The 24,322-nt window shown below is 70.5% G+C and carries 20 protein-coding genes, 3 tRNA genes and 2 pseudogenes; 12 read left to right on the top strand and 13 right to left on the bottom strand.

Annotation, left to right across the window (positions count from 1 at the left end; genetic code table 11):
• Positions 1-46 precede the first annotated feature (46 nt).
• Positions 47-1,078: a rod shape-determining protein gene (locus K9S39_RS29895; RefSeq protein WP_248866444.1), complete on the top strand. Its 1,032-nt coding sequence runs from the start codon at positions 47-49 to the stop codon at positions 1,076-1,078.
• Positions 1,079-1,220: 142 nt separating this feature from the next.
• On the opposite strand, the gene K9S39_RS29890 is transcribed toward K9S39_RS29895, so the two are convergent.
• The 3 genes and pseudogenes from K9S39_RS29890 to K9S39_RS29880 all read right to left on the bottom strand — a co-directional run.
• The gene (locus K9S39_RS29890; RefSeq protein WP_248866443.1) at positions 1,221-1,817 is read right to left on the bottom strand and encodes a histidine phosphatase family protein; all 597 of its coding nucleotides are present in this window, start codon (positions 1,815-1,817) and stop codon (positions 1,221-1,223) included.
• Positions 1,814-2,197 carry a thioredoxin gene (gene trxA, locus K9S39_RS29885; RefSeq protein ID WP_248866442.1) on the bottom strand — a complete coding sequence of 128 codons (384 nt, stop codon included), beginning with the start codon at positions 2,195-2,197 and terminating at the stop codon, positions 1,814-1,816. The genes K9S39_RS29890 and trxA overlap by 4 nt, the downstream gene beginning before the upstream one ends.
• Before the next feature lie 254 nt (positions 2,198-2,451).
• Positions 2,452-2,595: pseudogene (locus K9S39_RS29880) on the bottom strand (cupin); the annotation flags it as partial.
• Between the two features lie 89 nt (positions 2,596-2,684).
• On the opposite strand from K9S39_RS29880, the gene K9S39_RS29875 reads away from it, so the two are divergent.
• Entirely contained in the window at positions 2,685-3,476 is a 792-nt protein-coding gene (locus K9S39_RS29875) for an oxygen-binding di-iron domain-containing protein (protein ID WP_248866441.1), read from the top strand.
• Between the two features lie 17 nt (positions 3,477-3,493).
• On the opposite strand, the gene K9S39_RS29870 is transcribed toward K9S39_RS29875, so the two are convergent.
• Positions 3,494-3,715: a hypothetical protein gene (locus K9S39_RS29870; RefSeq protein ID WP_248866440.1), complete on the bottom strand. Its 222-nt coding sequence runs from the start codon at positions 3,713-3,715 to the stop codon at positions 3,494-3,496.
• 84 nt (positions 3,716-3,799) lie between these two features.
• Here K9S39_RS29870 and K9S39_RS29865 point away from each other — a divergent pair, with 84 nt between their 5' ends.
• The 7 genes and pseudogenes from K9S39_RS29865 to K9S39_RS43380 form a co-directional block, all read left to right on the top strand.
• Positions 3,800-4,675, top strand: coding sequence for a glycosyltransferase family 2 protein (locus K9S39_RS29865; RefSeq protein WP_248866439.1), 876 nt, complete (start codon positions 3,800-3,802; stop codon positions 4,673-4,675).
• Positions 4,676-5,925: 1,250 nt separating this feature from the next.
• The gene (locus K9S39_RS29860) at positions 5,926-6,318 is read left to right on the top strand and encodes a hypothetical protein (protein ID WP_248866438.1); all 393 of its coding nucleotides are present in this window, start codon (positions 5,926-5,928) and stop codon (positions 6,316-6,318) included.
• Positions 6,319-6,872: 554 nt separating this feature from the next.
• Complete coding sequence (locus K9S39_RS29855; RefSeq protein ID WP_248866437.1) at positions 6,873-8,459, top strand: VanZ family protein; 1,587 nt, start codon at positions 6,873-6,875, stop codon at positions 8,457-8,459.
• Between the two features lie 87 nt (positions 8,460-8,546).
• Positions 8,547-8,696, top strand: coding sequence for a hypothetical protein (locus K9S39_RS29850; protein WP_248866436.1), 150 nt, complete (start codon positions 8,547-8,549; stop codon positions 8,694-8,696).
• Positions 8,697-8,700: 4 nt separating this feature from the next.
• The gene (locus tag K9S39_RS29845; protein ID WP_248866435.1) at positions 8,701-8,847 is read left to right on the top strand and encodes a hypothetical protein; all 147 of its coding nucleotides are present in this window, start codon (positions 8,701-8,703) and stop codon (positions 8,845-8,847) included.
• 119 nt (positions 8,848-8,966) lie between these two features.
• Positions 8,967-9,254 (top strand): P-loop NTPase family protein, encoded by a 288-nt coding sequence (locus K9S39_RS29840; RefSeq protein ID WP_248866434.1) that lies wholly within the window; start codon positions 8,967-8,969, stop codon positions 9,252-9,254.
• Positions 9,145-10,587, top strand: a pseudogene (locus tag K9S39_RS43380) (site-specific integrase); the annotation flags it as partial. The gene K9S39_RS29840 and the pseudogene K9S39_RS43380, both read left to right, overlap by 110 nt.
• 123 nt (positions 10,588-10,710) lie before the next feature.
• Here the strand turns inward: K9S39_RS43380 and K9S39_RS29830 are convergent.
• The 3 genes from K9S39_RS29830 to K9S39_RS29820 form a co-directional block, all read right to left on the bottom strand.
• Positions 10,711-10,787: transfer RNA gene (locus K9S39_RS29830), tRNA-Ile, on the bottom strand.
• Positions 10,788-10,967: 180 nt separating this feature from the next.
• A tRNA-Asn gene (locus K9S39_RS29825) sits at positions 10,968-11,040 on the bottom strand.
• Positions 11,041-11,045: 5 nt separating this feature from the next.
• A tRNA-Asn gene (locus K9S39_RS29820) sits at positions 11,046-11,118 on the bottom strand.
• A gap of 190 nt (positions 11,119-11,308) precedes the next feature.
• Between K9S39_RS29820 and K9S39_RS29815 the strand changes: the two genes are divergently transcribed.
• Together K9S39_RS29815 and K9S39_RS29810 are read left to right on the top strand one after the other, a co-directional pair.
• On the top strand, positions 11,309-11,608 hold the full coding sequence (locus K9S39_RS29815; protein ID WP_248866433.1) for a YtxH domain-containing protein: 300 nt from the start codon (positions 11,309-11,311) through the stop codon (positions 11,606-11,608).
• A 109-nt stretch (positions 11,609-11,717) separates the two neighbouring features.
• Positions 11,718-13,199 carry an FGGY family carbohydrate kinase gene (locus tag K9S39_RS29810; protein ID WP_248866432.1) on the top strand — a complete coding sequence of 494 codons (1,482 nt, stop codon included), beginning with the start codon at positions 11,718-11,720 and terminating at the stop codon, positions 13,197-13,199.
• Between the two features lie 44 nt (positions 13,200-13,243).
• Here K9S39_RS29810 and K9S39_RS29805 read toward each other — a convergent pair whose 3' ends face one another.
• The 6 genes from K9S39_RS29805 to K9S39_RS29780 form a co-directional block, all read right to left on the bottom strand.
• Positions 13,244-14,518: an RNA polymerase sigma factor gene (locus K9S39_RS29805; RefSeq protein ID WP_248866431.1), complete on the bottom strand. Its 1,275-nt coding sequence runs from the start codon at positions 14,516-14,518 to the stop codon at positions 13,244-13,246.
• A gap of 130 nt (positions 14,519-14,648) precedes the next feature.
• Positions 14,649-16,565 (bottom strand): DNA primase, encoded by a 1,917-nt coding sequence (dnaG, locus tag K9S39_RS29800; protein WP_248866430.1) that lies wholly within the window; start codon positions 16,563-16,565, stop codon positions 14,649-14,651.
• Between the two features lie 66 nt (positions 16,566-16,631).
• Positions 16,632-17,666 carry a pyridoxal-phosphate dependent enzyme gene (locus tag K9S39_RS29795; RefSeq protein WP_248866429.1) on the bottom strand — a complete coding sequence of 345 codons (1,035 nt, stop codon included), beginning with the start codon at positions 17,664-17,666 and terminating at the stop codon, positions 16,632-16,634.
• Between the two features lie 9 nt (positions 17,667-17,675).
• On the bottom strand, positions 17,676-18,938 hold the full coding sequence (locus K9S39_RS29790; RefSeq protein WP_248866428.1) for an NAD(P)/FAD-dependent oxidoreductase: 1,263 nt from the start codon (positions 18,936-18,938) through the stop codon (positions 17,676-17,678).
• Between the two features lie 220 nt (positions 18,939-19,158).
• The gene (locus K9S39_RS29785; RefSeq protein ID WP_248866427.1) at positions 19,159-20,598 is read right to left on the bottom strand and encodes a deoxyguanosinetriphosphate triphosphohydrolase; all 1,440 of its coding nucleotides are present in this window, start codon (positions 20,596-20,598) and stop codon (positions 19,159-19,161) included.
• Positions 20,595-21,695: a sirohydrochlorin chelatase gene (locus K9S39_RS29780; protein ID WP_406708169.1), complete on the bottom strand. Its 1,101-nt coding sequence runs from the start codon at positions 21,693-21,695 to the stop codon at positions 20,595-20,597. The genes K9S39_RS29785 and K9S39_RS29780 overlap by 4 nt, the downstream gene beginning before the upstream one ends.
• 356 nt (positions 21,696-22,051) lie before the next feature.
• Between K9S39_RS29780 and K9S39_RS29775 the strand changes: the two genes are divergently transcribed.
• Positions 22,052-24,262, top strand: a complete 2,211-nt coding sequence (locus tag K9S39_RS29775) for a molybdopterin oxidoreductase family protein (protein WP_248866425.1) — start codon at positions 22,052-22,054, stop codon at positions 24,260-24,262.
• Positions 24,263-24,322: the final 60 nt, after the last annotated feature.

Here is a 24,322-nt window from a genome sequence, read left to right as displayed (position 1 = left end):
GTGCGAGTACTCCATCCATACCAGTCCCCTTGGGGAGGAATCACCCATGACCATCAGCCTGGCCCAGCTGCGGCGCTGCTCGACCGCCGTCGACATGGGCGCGGCCCGGACCAGGGTGTATGTCAAGAACCAGGGCCTGCTCATCGATGAACCGACCGCCGCCGCGGTCAATGTCCGCACCGGCGCGATGCTGGCCGTCGGCACCCAGGCCGAGAAGATGGACGGCCGCACCCCCGACCACATTCGGGTGTTCCGCCCGGTCACCGGCGGCACCGTGGTGGACATCGACATGGCCCAGCGGCTGCTGCGCAGCCTGATCAGCGAAAAGCTGCGCAGGGGCTGGTGGCGTCGGCGCGTGCTGCGGGCCGCGGTCTGCCTCCCGCACGGCAGCCATCCGCTCACCCAGCGGGCCGCCGTGGAGACGCTCACCGGCGTCGGCGCCCGCCAGGTGGAGCTGGTCGACACGCTGATCGCCGCGGCCGTCGGCTGCGGACTCCCGGTGGAGCACCCCGAAGCGACCATGATCGTGGTGTGCGGTGCCGGAACCACACAGGTCGCGGTGCTCTCACTCGGTTCGATCGTGGCCGCCGAGACCGTCCCCGTGGGCGGCAATGCCATCGATCACGCGGTCATCCAGCATCTGCGGCTGCACCACCAGCTGATGCTGCGGGGCCGGGGCGTACGCCCGATGCACCTGCTGCTCTCGAACGGCGACGGAGCCGCCTCGGGTGCGAACGAAGTGCACGGCCGGGACGTACACAGCGGCCAGGCCCGCTCCGTGTTCGTCGACCCCGAGCGGATCCGGCATGCCGTCGCCACCCCTCTGACCGCGATTCTCGACGGCATCGGGGCGGTCCTCCGCCGCTGCCCGCCGGACCTGGTCGCCGACCTCGGGGAGCGCGGTCTGATGCTCGCGGGCGGCAGCGCGCTGATCCCCGGCCTGGAGTCGATGATCCATCAGGCCACCACCATGCCGGTGCATATCGCGGACTTCCCCAGCACCTGCGCCGTACAGGGACTGGGCGCCATGATCGAGGGCAAGGTGGAACCCCTGCACCTCGACCCGATGGCCCGGTGAGCCGTCGGCCGATGGCCCGGTAGCCCCGCGGCGGCCCGATGGCCCCGTAGCCCGGTAACCCGCGCAGCCCCTCACAGGCCCAGGCCACCTCACAGGCGCAGACCACCTCACGACCCGGAGTCTTCACAGCCCCCCGCTCGCGTCAAAGGCTCCGGGCGTTCCACGCGACCACCGCCGGCCGACCGTGCTCACTCCCCAGCACCCCGACCGTCCCGGTCTCGAACGTGAACAGTCCGCCCGCCGCGGCCGGCAACCCGAGCCTGCGGGCGGTCAGCACCCGCAGAAAGTGCGCATGCGCCACCAGCACCACATCGCCCTCATCGGCATCGAGCCAGGGCGCGATCCGCGCCAGCACCCGGTCGGCCCGCGCCCCGACCTGCTCGGGCGACTCCCCGGGATGCTCCTCGGGCCCGGGGGCGACACCGTCGGTGAACAGATACCAGCCGGGCCTGCCGCGGTGGATCTCGGCCGTGGTGACGCCCTCGTAGCCGCCGTAATCCCATTCCCGCAGCTCGGCATCGGTCTCCGGCCGCGCGAGACCCGCCAGCTCGGCGGTGCGCAGCGCCCGCGCCATCGGGCTGGCGCGGACCCGCCCGATCCTGCGGCCGGACAGCAGCGGCCGCAGTGCGCGGGCCTGCTCCTCACCTGCGGTGGTGAGCGGCAGATCGGTCCAGCCGGTGTGCCGCCCCGCGCGGCTCCACTCGGTTTCGCCGTGCCGGATCAGCAGCAGCTCACTCACGCGCCCGCTGCCTGCCCACCCTGCTGGGCCTCCGCGACCGAGGCCCGTACCTCGTCCATGTCCAGTCCGCGGGCCTGCCCGATGACGTCCTCCAGGACGGCCTCCGGCAGCGCGCCCGCCTGGGCGAACACCGCGATGTTGTCGCGGACGATCATCAGCGTGGGGATGGACTGGATCTCGAAGGCGGCGGCCAGCTCGGGCTGTGCCTCCGTGTCGACCTTGGCGAAGACCAGGTCGTCGTGCTTCTCGGACGACCGCTCGAAGACCGGGCCGAACTGTTTGCAGGGGCCGCACCACTCGGCCCAGAAGTCGATCAGGACGAAATCGCCGCCGGAGACGATCTCGTCGAAGTTGTCCTTGGTGAGCTCAATGGTGGCCATGCCTGCCTGCTTCCGATCTGTCGTGGGTGTCCCGTAAGTGTCCAGCTGGGGTAACAAGCACACCGTGCGCCCTGTTCCGCCGCGCGTGCCGGACCGTCCCGCTCCCCTGCCCACGGGACGCCGTCCTAGACACCTGAAGACAGACGAATCGGCGTGGGCGACCACACGCCGATACCCGACAGCCCGCATGCCGCATTCCGCATTCCGCATTCCGACATACGGAAGAACCTCGTCATTCCGGAAGACCCGGCCTGTCACTCCCCGTTCGCCTTGCCGTACTCGGCCGCCATACCGCCGGCGAAGTCGTTCACCACGCACTGTTCGTCCCCGACGACCCAGGCGTCATGCCCGGGAGAGACGACGAACACATCGCCGGGCCCCACTTCGGACTCCGCGCCGCGGGGAAGCGGGCGGCCACCTCGCCCGGCACGACCCGTTTCCCGGATCTACCATGGGCAGGGGGTGGTGCTGGAAGGACGTGCTGCTCATGGAGACATCCGTCGATGAGATAGCCGAGGGCATCTACCGGGTATCCACCTTCGTACCCGAGATCGCGCCGCCCGCGGGGTTCACCTTCAACCAATTCCTGGTCGACGCGGAGGAACCGCTGCTCTTCCACACGGGCATGCGGTCGCTGTTCCCCGCCGTCTCGGAAGCCGTCGGCCGGGTGGTGCCCCTGGACCGGCTGCGCTGGCTGACCTTCGGGCATGTCGAGGCGGACGAGTGCGGCGCCATGAACCAGTTCCTGGCCGCGGCCCCGCACGCCGAGGTGGCCCACGGCCTGCTCGGCTGTCTGGTCTCCCTCAACGACCTGGCCGACCGTCCGCCGCGCCCGATGGCCCACGAGGAGACGCTCGACCTGGGCGGCAAGAAGGTGCGCCGCCGCCGTGTCCGGAACCTCAACACCCCGCATGTGCCGCATAATTGGGAGTCACGGGTGCTGTACGAGGAGACCACCCGCACGCTGCTGTGCGGTGACCTCTTCACCCACGTCGGCAACGGCCCCGCGGTCACCGAGGACGATCTGGTCGAGGTCGCTCTGGAAGCCGAGGAGATGCTCCGTCAGACCTCCTGCCTGACCGCGGCGGTCGAGACGCTGCGCTCCCTCGCCAAGCTGAAGCCGCGGACGCTGGCCGTCATGCACGGCTCCTCGTTCCGCGGTGACTGCGCCGGCGCGCTGCGCTCCCTGGCCGACGGCCTCGCGGTGCGCTTCAGCCCGGAGAGGGAGTTCGTCGCCCGCCCGAGCATCCTGGCCGACGGGGAGGCCGCCGAGTCCTGACGCCCTGGCCGCTGCCATCAGCCACCGCCGCGGCTGCGCACCACGGCCTCGAAGACGTGGGCCGGCTCGGCGGCGTCCTCAGCCGTTGCCCAACTTGCGGCAGCCGCCATCGCGCTCTCGGCGGACGGCGCCTCACCCGGCAGTCGATCGCGATCGAGACCGGAAACAGCCGGCGCCTGGGGCACGAAGTCTTCGGAGATCGGCCGCAGCTCCATAGAGAAGGCCAGGTCGGGCGGCACTCGCACCCCCGTACGACACATATCCGCCCTCACCACGCCATGACGGCTAGCATCCTCCGCCAGTCACCAGAACGGAGCATTCATGTGCCTCATCTGCGCGTAGGCGTCGCCATCCTGACCATGGGGAACCGCCCCGCCGAGCTGCAGGCGCTGCTCGACTCGGTCGCCAAGCAGGACCTCCCGGCGACCCGGATCGTGGTCGTCGGAAACGGCTCCCCGCTGCCCCCCTTGCCCGACGGCACGACGGGCATCGAGCTGAGCGAGAATCTGGGGGTCTCCGGCGGCCGGAACGCGGCGCTGGAGGAGCTGCGCACGTCCGGAGACGTGGACGTGGTGGTCGACCTCGACGACGACGGACTGCTGATCAGCGCGGACGTCTTCAGCCGGCTGGAAGAGCTGTACGCGCGCGACCCCGCCTTGGGGATCGTGAGCTTTCGGATCGCCGACGAACGGGGACGCACCCAGCGACGGCACGTCCCCCGCCTCCGCGTCGGAGACCCGGCGCGCGGCGGCCTCGTCACGACGTTCCTCGGCGGCGGTCACGCGCTGTCCATGCCGATGCTGGACGGAATCGGCGGCTGGCCGGACGACTTCTTCTACGCGCACGAGGAGACCGACCTCGCGTGGCGGGCCCTGGACGACGGCTGGCGGATCCGCTACGAGCCGGAGATCGTGCTGCAGCACCCTTGGACGTCGCCCACCCGGCACGCCGTCTATCACCGCATGGTGGCCAGAAACCGGGTGTGGCTGGCCAAGCGGCATCTCCCGGCGGTCCTGGTGCCGGTCTACCTGGGGGTGTGGGCGCTGCTGACCGCTGCCCGGAGCCGGTCGGCGGCGGGGCTGCGGGCCTGGGCCGGCGGTTTCGCCGAAGGAGTCCGGACCCCGTGCGGCCGCCGCAAGCCGATGCGCTGGCGCACGGTGTGGCGTATGACGAGGCTGGGCCGCCCACCGGTGGTCTAGAGCCGCCACCGTCCGCTGCCCCGGAACCGGGAAAAGGGCCGCCATGTCGTCCATGGCGGCCCTATCTAGATCGCGGACATTGTCGCAGGTCAGATGGGTGATGATGTCCAGCTCGGACAGTCTCTGAGCAGGCTTCACGGAGGCGGTCCGGGGGCGTCCGCTCACGCATCGCTCACGCATGAGGAGTGCCACATATCGCTTCTGATCTGCGTCGAAACATGTGTGTGGCGACTACTCGCGCGGAGTGCCGGGGCTTCTTCCCGGCACTCCGAAGCCCACCCGAACTTGGCACTCATCGCCCCGATGCCCCGATGCTTGACCCGCCTGCCCGTGATGCCTCCCCGGGCGTCACGGGCAGCGTGGCGCGGCCGCGACCTTTAAAAGCACCGCAGCAGCTCGCCCGGCGACAGCACGCCCAGATCAAGGGCCCAGAGCGCGCCACGGCCTTCCTCAAGAACGCCTGCGCCAGCTTGGCGTGCCGACGGGTGATATCCCGCCGGGCCTGCCGCTGCTCCGCGAGGAACACACGGTCCTGCTCACGGTCGTACGCCATCGCCCGCATCACCCAGGCGTACTCCCTCGACCACCGGGCCCATAAGCGTCCGTGACTTGTCCAACTCCCGTGCCACCTTCGTGACACTCCCGTGGGCAACGAGCGCACGAACGTGCGCCAGGCGACGTGCCCGGCCATCAGGTTACGCATTCCAGCGATGTTGCGGCCACGGCCTCTGCCAACGCCCTGTCACCACGCAGGATTGTTAGTCGATTTGTTCCCACCTCGTTGCGATTTCGTAGCTCTGGATGATGCAACCGTGATGAGCGGCATATAGAGCGATAGCTACAACTTACCCCGTTTGGCCACTTAGGTGACGCTTGTTCAGTTGTTTAAGGCGCATCAACTACCTACGGTCATGTTGGCTCGACTGACCATCGGGCCGCCGACCAAAGACCTCCGGGATGCGTTTGAGGGGCACAGTTCGGGCTCCCTGCGAGCGGTGACCCGACAAACAACCTTCCAGCTCCAGGCAGGGGCCAGCTTCAGCGATGGGAGCCGGACAGCCATCCCGGCTCACGATCACTGCGTTGATTCAAGGGGGACAGCTAATGACCAAGAGCTCAAGGCCGAGGCTGCGCCTTGCTGTTTGGAGCACAATCATCGCGTCGACACGGGGTCTCGCCAGTAATGCGGGTGGATTGCACTCCACCCCTCACTGTCACCGTGAAGCCGTAGCTTCGAGGACACTCGCGCGATGAGACGAATTCTGCCTGTTCTCTTTCTGACTGCTGCCGTTCTTCTCACAGGGTGTGACTTCTCCGGCGAAGCTCGTCCATCGGGCCCGCCGACCACCACCGCAACCTCCTCGCAGGCCGGCACGGAACTGGCCGACCGCTACCGCGAGACCGGAGGAGACGCCGACGTCTACGGCATCGACCACACGAAGAACCGCAAGGGCGTGCTCATGCTGAGCGTGTGGACCCACAAGAAGGCCGGCTACAAGAACTTCGACGACTTCGCCACCAACCTGGCTTCCTTCCTGACCCGGCAAGGCATCCGCCTCGATCAGGGCTATGTACTCAACGTGTACGGCCCCGACGGAACCCGCCTGCACAACTACGACACCACTCCGGAGCACGATCCTTGATACCCAAGCACGTGACCAGAGTCCTGCTGGCGGATGTCTCTGCTGGCGCATCCTGTAACTCCCCGCACCCTGCCCCTTACCGGCGACGCCCCAACCGTCACCGCGGTCCTACTGCTCGTGCTGCTCGCACGGCATCAGACCGATTCGCACTCCGTAGCCGTCCGGAACAGTCCGGCACCTGACCCTGCTCGGCCACGATCAACTCACAGTGACGCACTGCCCGGTGGTGGTGACGTACGCGTACCGATCACGGCTCCACTTCGCCGCCCACGTACCGCGAGGTTTATCCGGCGCGCGCTGCGGGGTGCGATCGCGGTCCGGGCGCGCCTGCCGAGGGACGGTCTGTCAATGAGCGTGCACATGTGTCGTGTCGCAGACGTCACCTCACCGGGGTGGCTGGTTCAGCCAGAGCAGCGGAACAACCAAGACCAGCAGCTGAAGCGGTGTTTCGTACTGTTCCGCCACGGTCGGGATGCTGCAGGTAAGCGGGCGGCAGACATTCCAGACGCCGCCTGCCGACTGCACCCACTGAGACTCGTGCCCTTGCCTCCAGGATGCAGTCCAGGGAGGTCAGTGCTTCAACTTCTTTTGTTCTCTTGAGTATTGGGACGCTGCACTTCGTGTTCACTGCCATATTCAAAGGTCAGACTGACTTCATAGTCATCGCGTCCACAGCTGTGCTCGTCGTGGCTGCGATCTGCTTCCTTCTCACAAAACGCACGATTGGACGACCGTGGCCCTTCGCGGCCCTCGGAGCATCCGTCGGAGCCGAATTTGCTTTGACTCTCCTTCTGCCGAGCGGGGGAGAATTCTCAGGCCCATCGAGCATTTGCATCATCAACCGTGATATCGCCGAACCGTTTGCCACGCAGCAGGGGTTGCTGAACCTTCTGCTCTTTCTCCCGATCGGCTTCTTTGGGCTGATGGCTCTGCGGGCGCTTCTGCCTGTGCTGGTCGGCAGCGTGCTGCTGTCCCTGGCAACCGAGTTGCTGCAGACGCTGCTGCCCGGTGTCAGCCGGGGGTGCGACAGCAGCGACCTCCAGATGAACTCCCTTGGCGGGATCGTCGGCGCCTTGGCCTCGTGGGGAATCTTGCACTTGACCAAGTGCCGGGTCGCCCCAGCGCGGACACATGCGCGGGGGAGCGCAATCGCTGCTGGTGTGGCGTTGCTCGTTGCCGGTGTTGTCTGCACGGCATGGGTGACCTTGATTTCGGTCGATGCCACCAGTTTGCAATTCACCGGAAGCAAGGAGAAGGCGGCGGCGAAGAAGGCCATACACAAGGCGTTCGGTGACCGATATGTCATCAGTAATGTGCAACTTCAGTCCGGCGTGGAGGACGTTCCTGACAAGTTGCTCATCGCCCTGGACCAGGGGTTTGCCGAACTCTCCTGGCCTGACACCGACCAGCTCACGGTCAGCCTGGAGAACTCCAGTGAGACCACGTCGGCAAGCTACCCGGTTTCCGGAGTCAGCAACGCGCCTACGGGTGAACAAGACGCCCTGCGCATCGCCCGAACCTACGCCGAGGCCCACTTCGCCAAAGAACTGCACGCAGCTACGCCGCAGGTCTACCCCGTCGGTGACAAGGCCGAACTCGGATGGATGGTGAGCTGGCGGCGGCGCGCCGACTCAGGGGTCTTGATGCCCATACGGCTGGACGTTCAGATCAATACCGCCGGCTGGGTGTCCCAACTTCTCGCTCGCACCGCAGAAGATCCCAGTGGACTCCCTCCCTTGAAGGTGAAGAAGGAACAAGCCGAGCAGACCGCACTCGGCGACGTGAAGCGTCCCGGACGGGCAGAGGGCATCCACCCCGCCGGCAGTGAACTGCTGGCAGTTCAACGTGACGGCAAGTGGCGGATCCAATGGCTTACGACCTTCGCCGCAGACGACCCCTCGGTGGAAATACCGCCCGTCTATGTGGACGCCACGACCGGCAAGGTCGACTCCCGTGCCAGCCAGAAGGAGAAGCTGGACGATCCGGAGGAGGGTGATGCCAGATCACCGCGAAGCTCGGCTACACCTACAAGGGAAACACCTCCTGGGGCGGACAGTTCACACAGAAATCCGGCACCACCAAGTCGAAGACCTGGACGAAATGGGACGACGCTCAGCGGTGCGCTCCCGCTATCAGGGTGATGTGGGTGAAGGGCCAAGGAACCTTCCAGACACCGGCTGCTGGCTGCTGAGCCAGCCACGCCACGATGTGAACCCCAGCGATGGGGTGTGCCCGCCGACGCGCCGAGCGAGGCGACGGTCCATGTCAAGAACGGGTGGCTGCAACGCACCGGTGGCGGGTGGCGAGTGCACAGCGTCGGCGCGTTCACCGGAGGGGGACACGACTACGGGCTTTCCGTCCTCACCGCCGACCACTGACAGCATGCCCACCAGCGTGAAGATGATCGACGACATCGCCCGCAAGGTGCACGCCGACTTCAACGGTGTCTCCACCAACTCACGTTCGGTCGCCCGGAGCCAGAATTTACCGAGTACCGCCGACGGCTCGGCAGTCCCGGAGCACGGCTGACGGCTAGAAGCTGACACTCGCCACCCAGCCCCGCCCGGAGCGGCATTCGAAAGGATGGCCAATCACCGGTAGCCCCCGATCGCACGGGCAAGAGCACGGTGCTCAGCCTCACGGCCTCCATGCAGCGCCCTGACGAGGGCATCGTCAGCTACGGGAACCAGGCCACCACTCGGCGAACCGATGTGAAGACCTACAGGCGGCACGTGTCCTGGCTCCCACAGCACGTCGAATGCGTCCCAGGGCTGACGGCACGAGAACAAGTTTCCTACGTCGGCTGGTTGAAGGGCATGCGGCGCTCCGAGGCGTGGGAGGCGCCCCGGCGGTGCTGCCGCCGTGAGCTCAGTCGTGGTCAGCGGCACCTCCTCGCCGCGGCGGGAAAACGCGAGGGTGCACCACATCGTCGTTGAGACCGAGGCCCAGGACGACCTCGACCATGTGCGAGGGCTCCTCGCGCTGCCGGACAGCGACGACGAGGGGCGCAGGCGCATAGCCGACCTTCTGGAGACCATGGCCGCGGACAAGGCCCCGCTCCCGGACAGGGAGGAGACCCGCCGACGGTTCGTCACGGGCCAGACGCTCACCTCGCGCCTTACCGTCGGCGAGTGGCTGGATATGTGGCTCGCGTCGAAAAAGACCCGCAGAACGACGACCAGTGGCTATGAGTCGCACATCCGCGTCCGCCTCGAGCCGCGCATCGGGGACCATCGGCTCGAACGCCTCAACATCAACCACTTGGTGGAGATGTTCGACGGGATCGCGGACGACTACGAGGTCATCACGGCGGAGAACGATGCTCGCCGCGAGCAGGCCGCCCGCTGCAAGTGGGGCAAGCGCAGTCGACCGCCTGCCGCTGAGCGCGCGAGGCTGGCCGAGGAGCGGGCCCGGCTGGCGTTCAGATGAAGCCGTTCCGCAAGATCACCGGTCCGGCGACACGGCAGAGTATCCGGCGGACGCTGCGGGCCGCTCTGAACGCCGCCATCACTCAGCAGCTCATCACGTTCAACCCCGCCTCCCACGTCGAGCGTCGGGCAAGCGGCCCAAGGCGCTGCTGTGGACCGACGAGCGGGTGGAGCGGTGGCGGGCGACGGGAGTGAAGCCGAGTCCGGTCATGGTGTGGCCCCCGGAGCAGCTCGGTGTCTTTCTGGACGCCGCTGTGGAGGACCGGCTCCACGCCTTCTTCCATCTGATAGCGCATCGCGGTCTGCGGCGCGGTGAGGGCGTGGGGCAGGGCTGGACGGACACCGACCTCGACCGCGGTCTGCTGACCCCTCCAAGGCGATCGTCGTGGACAACCGGGAGTCGTACGAGTCGGAGCCGAAGACGGTCGGGAGCGGGGCACGATCTCGCTCGACGGCGAGACGGTGGAGGCCCTGCGGGCGCACCGGGCGCGGCAGAACAAGAAGCGGCTCAAGTGGGGCGCGGCGTGGAAGGACACCGGCAAGATCTTCACGCAGCAAGATCTTCACGCAGGAGGATGACTCGTGGCTGCACCCTGAGACCGTTTTCAAACACCTTCCGTCGCATCTGCGCCACGACCCACCTGCCGCCGATCAGTCTGCGGGATCTGCGCCACGTGGCGGCGGCTCTCATCCACGTGCCGGCGGCGATCTCCATACGATCAAGGAAACGCTGCGGCACTCCCAGGTCACGCTGACCTCGGACACCTACACGAGCCTCTTGCCGCAGGTCGACCGTGAGGTCGCCGACAGGGCCGCCAAGCTGGTCCCCCGGGCCCGCCGGGCAACACCCTCCGGCACCGCCGCTGCTCACGCAGCCGGCCCTGGACGGCACGAAGCCCCGGCCGGGCCAGACCAGCCGGGGCACCGTATGCCCAGGTCAGATCGGTTCTGCACCTGGGCCGAGTGGTGGGGCGGGTGGGACTCGAACCCACGGCCGACGGATTATGAGTCCGCTGCTCTAACCGGCTGAGCTACCGCCCCTCCACGGCGCGTCGCGCACAAATGTGCGCGCCGTGTGCCGCAGCATAGCCGCTCATACGATCTGCTGCCCGTGAGGGGCCTCGTCGCGCGACGAGGCACGCCCAAGAGGACTTGGATCACCGGCGGTTCGGTTCCACGGCACAAGAAAAAGGACCCCTTCCCGGGGTCCTCGTTCCTCTGCTCCCCCGACTGGACTCGAACCAGTAACCCTCCGGTTAACAGCCGAATGCTCTGCCAATTGAGCTACAGGGGATTGAGCTCCCCCGACTGGACTCGAACCAGTAACCTGCCGGTTAACAGCCGGCTGCTCTGCCAATTGAGCTACAGGGGATTGCTCTGTGCCTCGAATGCACTGCTGTCCGGTCTTCCGGACGGCACGCGCTCGCTGCGACACATACATTAGCGCAAGCAGGGGGGTGCTCCGCCAATCGGTATCGCCTCAGGTCACCTCAGGTGATCTCGGGCGCCGGAGGGTAGGCGCACGGCACCGAGCGAGACCGACGACAGGGAAGGGTGGAGCCATGCGCTACCGGCTCACGTTCATCGCGGGACTGGGCATCGGCTACGTGCTGGGTACGCGGGCCGGCCGGGAGCGGTATGAGCAGCTGCGCAAGAGCGCACAGCGGGTCGCGCAGAACCCCACGGTCCGCAACAGTGTCGAGACCGTCTCGCTGACCGGGCGCGAGGCCGCGGCCAGGGCCTTTGACAAAGTTTCGGCCAAGGTCGGCGACCGGCTGCCCGGCCCCGTCAGCGACCGGGTCCGCTCGCTGCGGGAGCAGCGGGCCAACGATGAGGACGACTGGGGCACCAGCAACACCTGAGCGACCGGCCGCTCCGCCCCCGCCTGCACCGCCCCGGACCGTCGACACGGCGTGTCCGGGCAAACCCTGACTCTCTCCTTATGCGTCCCATGGGGCATCATCTGGGTCCATGGGGAAAGTCGCCGGGTTGGACAGTTCGTCCGAGAGCACACGAATCGTCGTCTGCGATGCGGACACGGGTGCCGTCATCAGGCAGGGGTACGCGCCACACCCCGTCGAGAAGGGGCCGGAGGCCGACCCACAAGCCTGGCTGATGTCGCTCGGCGAGGCCGCCGGCGGCGGGCTGCTCGAAGGGGTGCAGGCCATCGGCGTCTCGGCGCAGCAGCACGGGCTGGTGCCGCTGGACGCCGACGGCAATCTCGTACGGCCGGCGCTGCTCGGCAATGACAAGCGGGCGCAGGGCGCGGCCGCGGATCTGATCGACTCGCTGGGCGGGCGGTCCGCGTGGGCGCAGGCCGTCGGGGCGGTGCCGCAGGCGGCGCATCTGGTGACGAAGCTGCGCTGGCTGGCGCGTACCGAGCCGGCGAACGCGGCCCGGATCGCGGAGGTCATGCAGCCGCACGACTGGCTGGCGTGGCAGCTGCTGGGGCGGCCGGCGCGGCGTACGACGGACCGTGGCGGCGCCTCGGCGACCGGATTCTGGTCGGCGGCGACCGAGTCGTACCGGCCGGATCTGGTGGAGCTGGCGCTGGGCCATCAGGTGCGGCTGCCGGAGGTGCTGGGGCCGTCGGGGACGGCCGGCTTCACCCCCGAGGGGCTGCTGATCTCCGCGGGTACGGGCGAGACGATGGCGGCCGCCTTCGGGCTGGGCGTCGGGGAGGGCGACGCCGTGGTGTCGCTGGGCGCCTCGGGGTCCGTCTTCGGGATCCATCACGAGGCGCTGGCCGACCCGACGGGCACCATCACCTCGTTCGCGGACGCGACGGGCCGGCATCTGCCGGTGGTGCACACCACCAACGCGGTGCGGGTGCTGCGCGGTACGGCCGAGATGCTGGGGACGGATCTGGAGGGGCTGTCCGCGCTGGCGCTGAAGTCGTCGCCCGGTGCGCGCGGCATGGTGCTGCTGCCGTATCTGGAGGGTGAGCGAACGCCGCATCTGCCGCACACCGCCGGATCGTTGCACGGGATGCGCCGGGAGAGCATGAAGCCGGAGCACGTGGCGCGGGCGGCCGTGGAGGGCATGCTCTGCGGGCTCGCGGACGCCCTGGATGTGCTGCGCGGGCGGGGTGTGGTGGTGCGCCGGGTGTTCCTGCTGGGCCCGGCCGCGGAGCTGGGCGCGGTGCAGGCGGCGGCGCCGGGGCTGTTCGGGGTGCAGGTCGTGGTGCCGCAGCCCGCGGAGTACGCGGCCCTGGGCGCGGCCCGGCAGGCCGCATGGGCGCTGGGTGTCGCGCACGGCACGCTCCTCCCGGCCGCCGGCGCGGAACCCGGGCCGGGCGGCGCATCCGCGTGGGTCGACCCACCGGAGTGGCCGGCGGCCGCGAGCCAGATCTTCGAGCCGGGCGAGGAACTGCCGGTCGGGCAGGCCGTACGGCAGCAGTATCTGGCGGTGCGCGACGACGCCTACCCGGGGGCGTTCCAGCGGGAGCCGTAAACGGGCGGGGCGGGTCCGGCCTGGCCGGACGCCAAGCCCGGGGCCTAGTAGTCCAGATACCCCCGGAGCTGGTCCGCGAAAGCGTGATCGCGGAGTTTGTTGAGGGTCTTGGACTCGATCTGGCGGATGCGTTCGCGGGTGACGCCGAAGATGCGGCCGATCTCCTCAAGGGTGCGGGGGCGGCCGTCGGCCAGGCCGTAGCGGAGCTGGACGACCTTGCGTTCGCGTTCGCCGAGGGTGGACAGCACCGCGTCGAGGTGTTCGCGGAGCAGCAGGAACGCGGCGGACTCGGCGGGTGAGGTGGCGTCGCCGTCCTCGATGAGATCGCCGAGCGCGACGTCTTCCTCCTCGCCCACGGGAGCGTGCAGGGATACCGGCTCCTGGGCGAGCCGCAGGACCTCGCTGACGCGTTCCTCGGTGAGGTCGAGATGGGCGGCGACCTCCTGGGGAGTCGGTTCGTAGCCCCGCTCCTGCAGCATCCGGCGCTGGACGCGCACCACGCGGTTGATCAGTTCGACGACATGGACCGGGACGCGGATGGTGCGGGCCTGGTCGGCGAGGGCGCGGGACATGGCCTGACGGATCCACCAGGTGGCATAGGTGGAGAACTTGTAGCCGCGGGCGTAGTCGAATTTCTCGACGGCGCGGATCAGTCCGAGGTTTCCCTCCTGGACGAGGTCGAGCATGGTCAGCCCGCGGCCGACGTAGCGCTTGGCGACGGAGACCACCAGACGCAGGTTGGCCTCGATGAGGCGGCGTTTGGCCATCCGCCCGAGGACCACCAACTTGTCCAGGTCGAAGGCGAGTTGGGAGGATAGGTCGGGGGTGTCGGTGAGCTTCACCTCGGCGAACAGGCCGGCCTCGACGCGGCGCGCGAGCTCGACTTCCTCGGCGGCGGACAGCAGCGGGATCCGGCCGATCTCGCGGAGGTACTGGCGGAAGAGATCGGCGGACGGTCCGCCCGTTTCGGGGCGAGGCGACGGCTGGACCGTGACCTCCTCGGTGAGCGTCTCGACGGCGGGCGGTCCGGCCTGCTGCGGCACGGTGACCGGCTCCACGATCGGCTCCGGCGGTACGGCACGGGCCAGGGGATGGTCGCGGATGACGGGCTCGGACACGGCCGTCTCTGAGAGGGCCGACGCATCGGGGAGGGTCTGGGTCTGCACGGGGGCGACCTCCAGGGTGATCGCAGCTGGGGCGGCAGAAAGGTCGGGAACGGCCGCGGCCGAGCCGCTGACCGTCCCGTACGTCGCGAGCGGTTCCGCGGCGGATCCACGGTCGGTGTGACCGGATCCGCCGCGCTCCGAGGACTCAGGCACCGCTCCTCAGTGTGGGGTACGACACACTCCCGCCACGAGGGGCGTGCGACCACTTTTTGAGTCCGGTCCGTGACCGGGCGGCTACGGCGGGGCGTGGGGAGGGGTGGTGCGCCGTGTCCCACGCGGCGCTCTAGAGCGCCGCGTAGCCCCGTTCGCGCAGGGACTGGCCGTACTGCTGGAGCACCCACAGTTCGTTCTGGACGGCGGCGAGGTGCTGGGGGTCGGCGTGCGGGCCGAGGCGCTGGAGGGTGCCGCGGATTTCGGATACCCGCTGGTTGACGGCGGCGAGGCGGACCGCGACCAACTGGACGCCGGCGTATGCCTCGTCGGGCTCGCGGCGGGTGTGCAGCGGTTCGACGGTGAGCTCGGTGACCATGGCGCGGACGGTGTCGTCGGGGGCGGCGTCGCGGACCCGGGCGACGTATCCGGTGTCGGCGGCGCCGGCCGTGGTGCCGCCGGCGTCCTCGATGCACTGGCGGACGGTGGCGTAGGGCGGGGCGGTGAACTCATCGGCCCCGTAGGCGTCGAAAGCCGGGGAGACCAGGTCGGGGCGCTGGAGGGCGAGCTTCAGCAGCTCCCGCTCGACGCGGTGGGCGGGGCTGCGGAGGTTGAGGGCGGGGCCGCGGGGAGGCGCGGGGCGGGCCTCCTCGGGGGCGGGGGCCGGGGCGCGGTGCTGCTGACGGCCCGGCCCGGGGCCGCCGTCACGGCCGCGCTCGCGGGCCCAGCGGGCGAGCTGGGCGACGCGTTTGACCACGAACTGGGTGTCCAGGATGCCGAGCATGCCGGCCAGCTGGACGGCGGATTCGTGCTGGATGGAGCTGTTCTTGATGCGGGCGACGATGGGCGCCGCCTCGTCGAGGGCGGCGGCGCGGCCGACGGTGGTGTCGAGGTTGTGCTGGGAGACGACATGGCGCAGCGCGAACTCGAAGAGCGGGGTGCGGGACTCGACAAGGCCGGCGACCGCCTCGTCCCCCTTGACGAGCCGCAGGTCACAGGGGTCCATGCCGCCGGGGGTGATGGCGATGGAGGTCTCGGCGGCGAACTTCTGGTCGTCCTCGAAGGCGCGCAGGGCGGCCTTCTGGCCTGCCGCGTCGCCGTCGAAGGTGAAGACGACCTCGGCGCGGGCGTTGTCCATCAGGAGCCGCCGGAGGATCTTGATGTGGCCCTCGCCGAACGCCGTGCCGGAGGTGGCGATGGCGGTGGTGACGCCGGCCAGATGGCAGGCCATGACGTCCGTATAGCCCTCGACGACCACGGCGCGGCTGGTCCTGGCGATCTCCTTCTTGGCGAGGTCGATGCCGTACAGGACCTGGGACTTGCGGTAGATGGGGGTCTCTGGGGTGTTGAGGTACTTGGGGCCGTTGTCGTCGTCGCGGAGCTTGCGGGCGCCGAAGCCGACGACCTCGCCGGCGATATCGCGGATCGGCCACATCAGCCGGCCGCGGAAGCGGTCGATGGGCTTGCCGCTGCGGCTGTCCTGGGCGAGGCCGGAGAGGATCAGCTCCTTGTCGCTGAAACCGCGGCCGCGCAGGAAGCGGGTGAGGTGGTCCCAGCCGGCCGGGCTGTAGCCGACGCCGAAGTGCTGGGCGGCGGCCTGGTCGAAGCCGCGCTCGGCGAGGAACTTCCGGGCGATCTCGGCCTCGGGCGCGTCGAGCTGCTCGACGTAGAACTGGGCGGCGGCCTTGTGGGCCTCCACCAGGCGGGTGCGCTCGCCCTGCTGGCGGCCGGGGGTGTAGCCGCCCTCCTCGTAGCGCAGGGTGACGCCGGCCTGGGAGGCGAGGCGCTCGATGGTCTCGGCGAAGGAGAGGTGGTCGATCTTCATGATGAAGTCGACGGTGTCGCCGCCCTCCTGGCAGCCGAAGCAGTGGTAGAGCCCCTTGGCGGGGCTCACATGGAACGACGGGGACTTCTCGTCGTGGAAGGGGCACAGGCCCTTGAGGTTGCCGCCGCCGGCGTTGCGGAGCTGGAGGTACTCGGATACGACGGCGTCGATCGGGACCGCGTCCCGCACCGCCTTCACATCGTCATCGTTGATCCGTCCTGCCACGCGTGAATTCTACGGCCGGGGTCGGACAGTCCCGGCCGCGGAGCCGTCGGCGGGACCCCGCCGGGGTCAGCCCATCACTTCCAGGAAGCGGTCCAGGCCGATGTTGCCGCCGGAGACCAGCACGCCGATACGGGGCGGATGGGGGCACCGCCCGGACCGTCCGGGCACTGGGGGAGGGCCGATGCGCCCGGCCAGGAGGGCCGCCGGGGCGCTGGCACCGCTCGGCTCGCTGACGATCTTCAGTCGTTCGAAGAGCAGCTTCATGGCGGCGCGGATCTCGTCGTCGCCGACCAGCACGATGCGCTCGACCAGCCGCTGGACGACCGGGAAGGTCAGCTCGCCGGGTGTCTCGACGGCCTGGCCGTCCGCGAGGGTACGCGGTACGGGGATGGCGACCCGGTGCCCGGCCTCCAGGGAGCGCCTGGTGTCGTCGCCCGCCTCCGGCTCCACACCGATCATGCGGATGCCGGGGACCAGAGCGGTGGCGGCGGTGGCCGCGCCCGCCATCAGCCCGCCCCCACCGACCGGTACGACCAGCGCGTCCAGCGGACCGGTCTCCTCGATCAGCTCCAGGGCGGCGGTGCCCTGTCCGGCGATGATGTGCGGATGGTCGTAGGGCGGGATCAGGGCCAGCCCGCGTTCCTCGGCCAGCCGTCGGCTGAGGGCGGCGCGGTCCTCCGTGTAGCGGTCGTAGGCGACGATCTCGGCGCCGTACCCGGTGGTGGCGTCGCGCTTGGACCGCGGGGAGTCCTCGGGCATCACGATGACGGCGTTGCTGCCGAGCTCCCGGGCGGCGAGGGCGAGCGCCTGGGCGTGGTTGCCGGAGGAGTGGGCGACGACGCCACGGGCCAGCTGCTCCGGTGACAGCCGCGAGAGGGCGTTGTAGGCGCCGCGGAACTTGAACGCCCCGGCCCGCTGGAAGTTCTCGCACTTGACGAAGACCTCGGCGCCCACCAGCGCGTCGAGGGTGCGGGAGCGCAGTACGGGCGTGCGGTGTGCCACGCCGGCCAGCCGCCCGGCGGCGTCCCGGACATCGTCGAGGGTGACGGTGACCGGGACGCCCGATCCGGGGCCAGTGGGACGGGCGGGACTCTGCGTCATACCCGCACGCTACGGGAGCATCGACTCCAGCGGTACCGTCGGATCGGCCAGGGCGTCGGCGTCCAGCGGGTGCCCGGCGCGGATCAGTTGCTGGACCGGCCCGGCGACGTCCCAGACGTTGACGTTCATCCCGGCGAGCAGCCGGCCCTCGCGGAGCCAGAAGGCGATGAACTCCCGCTTGCCGACGTCACCGCGGCAGACGACCTGGTCGTAGCTGCCGGGCGGGGCGTAGCCGGAGTACTCCATGCCGACGTCGTACTGGTCGGAGAAGAAGTACGGGACGCGGTCGTGGCCGACGTCCTGGCCGAGCATGGCGCGGGCGGCGGCCGGGCCGCCGTTGAGGGCGTTCGCCCAGTGCTCGACGCGGAGGCGGGTGCCGAGGTGGGGGTGGTCGGCGGCGGCCACGTCGCCCGCGGCGTAGATGTGCGGGTCGGAGGTGCGCAACGACGCGTCGACGGCCACTCCCCCGCCGTCGGCGCGGTCGACCAGGGCCAGTCCGGCCTGTTCGGCGAGAGCGGTGCGGGGGGCCGCGCCGATGGCGGCGAGGACGTCGTGGGCGGGGTGTTCCTCGTCGTCGTCGGTGCGCACCGCGAGCACCATGCCGTCCTGCCCGATGATTTCGGTGAAGCGGGCACCGAAGTGGAAGCGGACGCCGTGTTCGCGGTGCAGATCGGTGAACAGGCCGCCCAGTTCGGGGCCCAGAACATGGTGCAACGGCGTCGGCGCGGCCTCGACGACGGTCACCTCGGCACCGTACGAGCGTGCGGCGGCGGCGACTTCGAGGCCGATCCAGCCCGCGCCCGCGATGACCAGATGGCCGTTGTCCCGGCCCAGCGAGGCCAGGACGCCGCGCAGCCGCTCGGCGTGCGCGAGGCGGCGCAGGTGGTGGACGCCCGCCAGGCCCGTACCGGGGATGTCCAGGCGGCGCGGCTCGGCACCGGTGGCCAGCAGCAGCTTGTCGTAGGCGACGAGGGTGCCGTCGCCGAGGCGGACCGTGCGGGCCGCCCGGTCCAAGTGGACGGCGGGCTGGCCGAGATGGAGCTCGATGTCCTCCCTCGCGTACCAGGACGGCTCGTGGACGAAGACGCTGTCCCGCTCCTCCTTGCCGAGCAGGTACCCCTTGGACAACGGGGGACGTTCGTACGGGTGGTCGCGCTCGTCGCAGATGAGGATCACCCGGCCGGTGAAGCCTTCCGAGCGGAGTGTCTCGGCTGCCTTCGCCCCGGCCAGGCCACCCCCGACGATGACGAACGTCTGGTGTGCGTCGACCACGTGCTTCCTCCTCGTTGCGGTGCCGTACGTCCGCTTCCGCGTCCGTGAACGCCCCCGGTTGGTCCCCCGCTCGGTGCCACTCGTGCGCCATGCCCCCGTTGGTGTTCTTCCGTTGGTGTTTCTGTCGTTCCCCTGGTGTTTCTGTCGTTCCCCGTTCGAAACCGTCCTGTTCGAGCGTCCCGCAGGGAGCGTGATGGGGGAAGGGGATTCCCCTCCAGGGTCACCCGCGGTTGCCCCATGCGTGACCAGGGGGGCGGGTGAGGCGGGCGTGCAGGGAGCGGGCCGAGATATCCGTGAGAGCGGCGATCTGGTCGATGACGGCCCGCATACGGGCGGTGTCGTCGGCGGCCGCGTCGAAAAGCGAACGGAACTGCGGATCGAGGCCGTCGGGGGCGCGGGCGAGCAACGCCTCGGCCAGTTCGGCGATCACCACACGCTGGTCGGCGCGGAGTGCCGCCTGGTCGGGCCGCTGCATGACGTACCGGTCGGCGACGGCTTTCAAAACGGCGCATTCCAGCCGTGTTTCGGCCGGAACCATCAGCTCCGCCCGGTAGCGGGTCAGCCGACCGGTCCCGTAGGCGGCCCGGGTCGCGGTCTCGGCGGCCAGACAGAAACGGCCGATCAGCTGGCTGGTGGCGTCCTTCAGGCGGGCCTGGGCGAGCGCGGTGCCATCGTAGCCGTGCGGCCACCACTCCTGCTCCAGGAGGCGGTCCAGCGCCTCGGCCAGCGCCTCCGGGTCCGCGCCCGGCGCATAGCGCTCACCGGCGACCGCGAAGATCTCGGCGCGCTCGCCGTCGGCGAGCAGCAGATTGGGGTCGAGGTGTCCGGCGTGCAGCCCGTCCTCGACGTCGTGCACCGAGTAGGCCACATCGTCGGACCAGTCCATGACCTGCGCCTCGAAGCTGCGCGCCGCGACAGGCGCGCCATGCCGGAACCACGCGAAGACCGGCAGGTCGTCCTCGTATACGCCGAACTTCGAGGACTCCGGGTCGGTCGGGTGCGCGCCCCGTGGCCACGGGTACTTGGTGGCGGCGTCGAGGGCGGCGCGGGTCAGGTTCAGGCCGACGCTGACCGCCCCGCCGTCCGGAGCCGGGATGAACCGCTTCGGCTCCAGACGGGCCAGCAGCCGCAGCGACTGGGCGTTCCCCTCGAAACCGCCGCAGGGCGCGGCGACCTCGTTGAGCGCCTGCTCACCGTTGTGCCCGAAGGGAGGGTGGCCGAGATCGTGCGCCAGACAGGCGGTCTCTACGAGGTCCGGGTCGCAGCCGAGGGCGGCCCCGAGCTCGCGGCCGACCTGGGCGCACTCCAGCGAGTGGGTCAGCCGGGTGCGCGGGCTGGCGTCCCAGGCGTGGGTGAGCGTGCCCGGGGTGACGACCTGGGTCTTGCCGGCGAGTCGGCGCAGCGCGGCGGAATGCAGGACTCGGGCCCGGTCGCGCTGGAAAGCGGTCCGCCCGGGGCGCTTGTCGGGCTCGGGGACCCAACGCTCGGCGTCGGCGTCGGTGTAGCCGGCGGTGTCGGGGGCGCGGGTGTCGTCGGCCAGGGAGGCGACGGTGGCGTGGGCGTGCGCGCCGGGGCCGTCGGGGGTCCGGCCGGAGGTGGCGTCGTGGCCCGCTCCGGGGCCGTCCGTGTCCTGGCCGGTGGTCGAAGGTGTGCCCGTCATACAGTGACGGTAGCCGCCCTGATGCCGTCCGGGTCGGATGCGGTACGCGCGAGGAGCGCCTGGTCGTAGCGGTGCAGTACGAGACGGGCGAGTGCGGGGTGGTCGCCGAGGGGCGCGGCGGCGGTTCCGGGGGCGGCGGCCGCGCACTGGGCGGCGAACCGTCCGGGGGCGGTGAAGCAGGAGGCGACGGCGATCCGGTCGTGGCCGCGGGCGGTCAGGATACGGACGGCCTCGGCGACGGTCGGGGTGGCCGCGGAGGCGTAGGCGGGCAGGACGGGGATGCCGCCGAGGCGGGCCGAGAGCAGCCGGGCGGTGCGCGCGGTGTCGTCGGCGGAGCGCGCCGCCCGGGAGCCGGCGGCGGCCAGCACCACCGCGGTGCGTCCGGCGCCGGAGCGAGATCGGGAGCGGCAGCAGGCTGGCGCGGCGCACTCGGCGGGCGCGGGCGCTGCGGACGCGTTGCCGGACCCCGCCTCCATGAGCGCGTCGCCGAACCCCGCCTCCAGGAGCGCATCGCTGAACCCCGACTCCCGGAGCGCGTCGCCGGACCCGGTTTCCAGGTGCGCGTCGCCGAACCCGGCCTCCAGGAGCCGGCCGTGCAGTGCTTCCGCCAGGAGGGCGTGCGGACCGAGCGGGGTGGCGATCCGGCCGGTCAGGTGGGGCGCGGCGGCGAGCGCGGCGGGCAGGTCGTGGGTGACGTGGTAGCCGCGGCCGAAAAGCAGCGGTACGAGAACCGCCTCGCCGCGCAGCCCGGCGAGGGTGTCGGCGAGCAGTGGCCGGTTCAGCTCGATGTGGCCGAGGCGTACGGGCAGGCCGGGACGGAGCGCGCGGACCCGGTCGAGCAGTGCGTGGACGGTGTGCACGGCGCGCGGATCGCGGCTGCCGTGCGCCACCGCGACGAGGGTGGGCGCGGGGGCGGGGCGCGGGGGCTTCCGGGCGCGCTGCCGTACGACGTCGGGAACGGCCGGACGGGCGTCGGGACGGGGCGCGGCCGGCCGCCGGAAGCCGTACAGGCGGACCCTGCTGAGCTGACTGCTGAGTCGGTCGGTGATCTCGATGGCGAGCTCCGCCGTCCCCACGGGCGGGGCGGCGGAGGCCAGGTCCGCTCGGCGATGCTCGCTGCCGTCGCCACGGTGGCTGTCATTGCTAGCCACTGGGTCGCCGCTCGGCGCCAAGGCATTGCCAACGGTCGGGTCGTTGCCGGCCGCCGGGTCGTTGCCAGGTGCCCGGTCGTCGCTCGGTGCGAGGTCGATCGGGGCGGCCGGGGCCGGCTGGTGCGGTATCGACTCCGTCATGGCGTGAGCCTGGCAGCCGGACGTTGCAGTTCCGTTTCCCCGTTGCGACATCCATGTGCCGTCCGGCCTCCGCCGGCCGCCGGCCCGCTGGGAGGCGCCTGGTGCGCGCCGGAAACAGCGGTGTTCCGCGCATGTAACACGCGCGTACCACGCTGACGCACATGAACGCCGCGACAGTCGACACCCACTGCCCCTACTGCGCTCTCCAATGCGGCATGGGGCTGCGGCCCTCGGGGCCGGGGGTGGAGGTCGTCGAGCGGACCGCGTTTCCCGTGAACCGGGGCGCGCTGTGCGGCAAGGGCCGTACCGCCCCCGAGCTGCTGGCCCCAGGGGCCAGGCTGACGACCCCCCTGGTGCGCGACCCCGCCACCGGGGCACTCGAACCTGCCACCTGGGACACGGCCCTGGACCGGGTCGCGGACGGCCTGCGGCAGACCCGCGCGGCGCACGGCCGGGACGCGGTGGGCGTGTTCGGCGGCGGCGGACTCACCAACGAGAAGGCGTACACCCTGGGCAAGTTCGCCCGGGTCGTGCTCGGCACCTCGCAGATCGACTACAACGGCCGCTTCTGCATGTCCTCGGCGGCGGCGGCGCACGGCCGGGCGTTCGGCGTGGACCGCGGGCTGCCGTTCCCGCTGACCGATGTGGCCAGGACCGGTTGCGTCATCCTGGTCGGCTCCAACCTGGCCGAGACCATGCCGCCCGCGCTGCGCTACCTCACGGAGCTGCGGGAGAACGGCGGCAAGCTGATCGTCGTCGATCCGCGCCGCACCCGCACCGCCGAACAGGCCGATCTGCATATCGCGCCTCGGCCCGGCACGGATCTGGCGCTGGCACTCGGCCTGCTGCACCTGGTGGTGGCGCAGGGCCGGACGGACGAGGCGTTCATCGCGGAGCGGACCAGCGGCTGGGCGGAGGCGCGGGCCGCCGCGATGGCGCACTGGCCGGAACTGGTCGAGCGCATCACGGGCGTGCCGGTCCCCCAACTCCGCGAAGCCGTACGGCTGTTCTGCGACGCGGAATCCTCGATGGTGCTGACGGCGCGCGGACCGGAACAGCAGGCCAAGGGCACCGACACGGTGGGTGCGTGGATCAACCTGTGTCTGGCGACCGGACGGGCGGGCCGGGAACTGTCCGGCTATGGCTGCCTGACCGGCCAGGGCAACGGCCAGGGCGGCCGCGAACACGGCCAGAAAGCCGACCAGTTGCCCGGCTACCGCAAGCTGGACGACCCGGAGGCGCGCCGGCATGTCGCGGAAGTGTGGGGCGTCGACCCGGACTCGCTGCCGGGGCCCGGCCGCAGCGCGTACGAGCTGCTGGAAGCGCTGGGCGGCGATATCCGTGCGCTGCTGCTGATGGGTTCCAACCCGGTCGTCTCGGCGCCACGGGCCGCCCATGTGGAGGAGCGTATCCGGTCGTTGCAGTTCCTGGCGGTGGCGGATGTGGTGCTGTCGGAGACCGCCGCGCTTGCGGACGTGGTGCTGCCGGTCGCCCAGTGGGCGGAGGAGACCGGGACCATGACGAACCTGGAGGGCCGGGTGCTGCTGCGGCGCCGCGCGCTGGACCCGCCGCCCGGTGTCCGTACGGACCTGGAGGTACTCAGCGGACTCGCGGCGCGGCTGGGCCGGGAGAAGGGCTTCCCGACCGCACCGGAGGAGGTCTTCGACGAGCTGCGGCGGGCATCGGCGGGCGGACCGGCGGACTACTCGGGCATCACCTACCGGCGGATCGCGGAGGAGGACGGGGTGTTCTGGCCGTGTCCGGAGATCCCGGGGGAAGGCTCGGCGAGGGCCCCGGAGACCTCGGGGGTGGGCTCGGCGGGAGCCCCGGAGATCCCGGAGGGAGGAACGGCGGGGACTCCGGAGGGACGCACGGCGGGGGACCCGGAGGGGGGCTCCCCGGCCGTGCATCCCGGTACGCCGCGCCTGTTCCTGGACCGCTTCGCGACGCCGGACGGCCGGGCCCGGTTCGTCCCGGTCACCCACCGCCCGGCGGCCGAGGACACGGACGAGGCGTACCCGGTGGTGCTGACGACGGGCCGGGTGCTGGCCCAGTACCAGTCGGGCGCGCAGACCCGCCGGGTCGCCGAGCTGAACAGCGCCGAGCCGGGCCCGTTCGTACAGCTCCATCCGCGGCTCGCGGAGCGGCTCGGCATCACCGACGGGGAGCCGGTCGCGGTGGTCTCCCGGAGGGGGCGCGCGGTCGCCCCGGCCCGGGTGAGCGGTGCGATCCGCCCGGACACGGTCTTCATGCCGTTCCACTGGCCGGGCGAGGGACGAGCCAACAGCCTGACCAACCCGGCGCTGGACCCGACATCCCGGATGCCTGAGTTCAAGGTATGCGCGGTACGGGTGGAGCGGGTGGGGGCGTAGGAGCGGGTCGGGGCGGGGGTAGCGCGGCGCCGCGGGGCGCCCCTTAGGGGTTGGGGGACG

The organism is Streptomyces halobius (assembly GCF_023277745.1).
Taxonomy (GTDB): domain Bacteria; phylum Actinomycetota; class Actinomycetes; order Streptomycetales; family Streptomycetaceae; genus Streptomyces; species Streptomyces halobius.
The sequence above is the reverse complement of the archived record's forward strand: the minus strand, read 5'-3'. Positions and strand labels throughout refer to the sequence as shown.